This window comes from Streptomyces sp. CC224B (genome assembly GCF_030010595.1).
GTDB lineage: Bacteria > Actinomycetota > Actinomycetes > Streptomycetales > Streptomycetaceae > Streptomyces > Streptomyces longispororuber.
This window is the reverse complement of record NZ_JASCXL010000235.1, coordinates 1-2,722: the sequence shown is the minus strand read 5'-3', so window position 1 is coordinate 2,722 and position 2,722 is coordinate 1. Positions and strand designations below refer to the sequence as shown.

The 2,722-nt window shown below is 78.9% G+C and carries 2 protein-coding genes; both read right to left on the bottom strand.

The features are described 5' to 3' along the window. Positions 1–1,106, bottom strand: a 1,106-nt coding sequence (locus QK440_RS41085; protein WP_282798372.1) for a serine/threonine-protein kinase, incomplete at its 3' end; no start/stop codon positions are given. Between the two features lie 159 nt (positions 1,107–1,265). Then, a partial coding sequence (locus tag QK440_RS41080; protein WP_282798371.1) for a PQQ-binding-like beta-propeller repeat protein occupies positions 1,266–2,722 on the bottom strand: 1,457 nt, incomplete at its 5' end.

The following is a 2,722-nucleotide window of genomic DNA, read 5'->3' as shown; positions in this document are numbered from 1 at the left end:
GCCCACGCCGGTGCTGGCTTCCCCCGGGTGGCCCCGCCCCCCGCGGGGCGGCGCGCGGGGTTGGGGCCGGGGGGGGGGGGGGGGGGGGGGGGGGGGGGGGGGGGGGGGGGCCCCGGCGGCGGCGCGGCGAGGGACGGCGGCGGCGCGGGCGGGCGCGGGGGGCTCCCCGGGCCGCCGGACACCGTGTCCGCCGCCGCGAACTCCCGCCCCAGGGCGTCGCGTTCGCAGCGCCGCACGGCCTCGCGGTGCTCGGCGAACAGCGACAGGACCTCGGCGGGCCACGGCACCTCGTGCCCGTCGCCGCCCAGCCGCCCCGCCAGCTCCGGGGCCGTCGGCCGGTCCTCGGGCGCGGGCGCGAGGCAGGCGGCCACGGCCTCGCGCAGGCCACTGTCCTCGGGCACCCCGGACAGGTCCGCGTCGCCCTGGGTGATGCGGAAGATGACGGAGGCGATCTCCTGGTCGTCGAAGGGCCCGCGCCCGCAGGCCGCGTACGCGAGCACCGCGCCGAGCGCGAACACGTCGGACGCGGGCACCACGGCGTGGCTGCCCAGGAGCTGTTCGGGCGCCATGAAGCCCGGTGTGCCGACGACCATGCCGGCCGTGGTCAGGGCCGTCGCGTCGAAGGCCTGCGCGATGCCGAAGTCGATGAGCCGGGGCCCGTCGGGCGTGAGGAGCACGTTGCCGGGCTTGAGGTCGCGGTGCAGGACATGGGCGAGGTGCACGGCGCCGAGGGCGTCCGCGAGCCGGGCGCCGAGGGCGCGCACGGTGGCCACGGGCAGCGGGCCGCACCGCCGCACCGCCTGGCCGAGCGCGGGCCCGGCCACGTACTCCGTGGCGAGCCAGGGCACTTCGGCGTCCGCGTCGCCGTCCAGGAGTGCGGCGGTGCCGGGCCCGGAGACGGCGCGCGCGGCGGCGATCTCGCGGCGGAAGCGGACCCGGAACTCGTGGTCGACGTCCAGGTCGGGCCGCACGGTCTTCACGGCGACCAGCGGCGTGCCGGGGCGGGAGCGGGCGAGATAGACCTCGCCCATGCCGCCCGCACCGATGCGGGCGAGCAGCCGGTAGGGGCCGACGTGGCGCGGCGGCCCGGTCAGCGGTTCGAGCACGGGGTCTCCAGGGGCGCGGGGGGGGCGGCGGGACGGGGGGCGCCCCGGCGGTGGGCAGGGCGGGGCCGCCGGGTCAGGGCGGGAGCCATCGGTGGTCAGGACGGGGGTCCGCCGGGTCAGGACGGGAGCCATCGGTGGTCAGGACGGGGGGCCGCCGGGTCAGGACGGGATGCGGACCGAGACGACCGTGCCCTCGTCGTACACGATCGTCGCGACCCCGCCGAGCGGCAGGACCGTCGGCGGCCGCAGGTGGTCGGCGATGACGGTGCCGAGGTCGTCGCCGTGCTTCGGGGCGCGGTCGCCCGGCGCGCCCGGCACCCGCAGGGACCGCACCTGACCGGCGGCCGTGAGCGGCACCGTGCGCAGGGTGGTGTTGTCGGCGGTCAGGGCCCGGTCGCCGACGAGCAGCGGCGGCGAGGAGACGCTGCGCGCGACCTGGTCGTCGACGACGGTCAGCGGCGCCCTGCGGGTGACGCGCCCCTTGCCGGTCTCGGCGACGAGGAGGCTGCGCCGCTGGACGTCGTACGCCACCGCGGTCCTCGGGCCGACGGCGCTGACGACGACGTCCGGCGGGACGTTTCCGCCCGCCTGGACGGGGGGCGCCTTGAGGCCGAAGGCGCCCTGGGCCGCGAAGGTCTCGGCGTCGAGCCGGGTCACCCGGGTCTGCGGCTCCTCGGTGGCGTCGCCGAATCCGGAGGCGCCGGTGACGACGGAGGGGCACAGGATCTGCGCGCCGACGGCCATCACGGAGCGGCACTGGGTCTTGTCGTACGCGGGGCCGACCCGGCGGCCGGTCCTGACGTCCAGGGCGACCAGGCCTTCCTTGGCGTCGGCGTAGACCCGTCCGTGCCGGACGAGTTCGGGCCCGTACTGACCGTGCCACTCGGCGCCCGCCAGTTCGTCGGTGCTGAGCGGGGCGGTCCAGCGGGGGGCGCCGTCCTTGAGGGCGTAGGCCATGAGCTCCACGCCCCGGGTGGTGCCGGCGCTGTCGTCGGAGCGCTCGGCCTCGGCGGCGGCGAGCAGCAGGCCGTCGCCGATGAGGGCGCGCGTGAAGTACCTGCCGTCGGGCGGGTCCGCGGACCACCGCACGGCGCCGCTCCGGGAGTCCCGTACCTGGAGGCGCCCCTCGTGGGCCACGACGGCGGCCCCGCCGCGCACGACCGGCACCAGGGAGTCACCGGGCATGAAGAGCTTGCCGGAGGGGCTGATGTAGGCCTCGCCGCCGGTGCCGTCGTCCGTGCCGGTGCGGCCGTCGGAGGCCCACAGGCGCTTGCCGTCGGCGGCACCCAGCGCCGCGTACGTGCCGTTGGTCAGCAGGCAGACGACGGCGCGGGTGTCGGCGGCGCAGTCCATGGGCGCGTGGCCGAGCTTCCCGCGCCACGGCCTCCAGCCCTCGGGGCGCTGCGCCGCGTGCTGCGGCACGACCCCGCTGCGGTCGTCGGTGCCCCTCTTGTCGACGCCCGCCGCGGCCACGAGCCGCGCGGGCGGCACGGAACCGGAGGGGGACGCGCCGCCGCGCCCGCCCGCGCGGCCGTCGTCGCCGTCGGCCTCGGGCCCGAGGAGGGCGAGCAGGGCGCCCGCGGCGCCGCCCGCCACGGCCACGGCGGCGATGACGG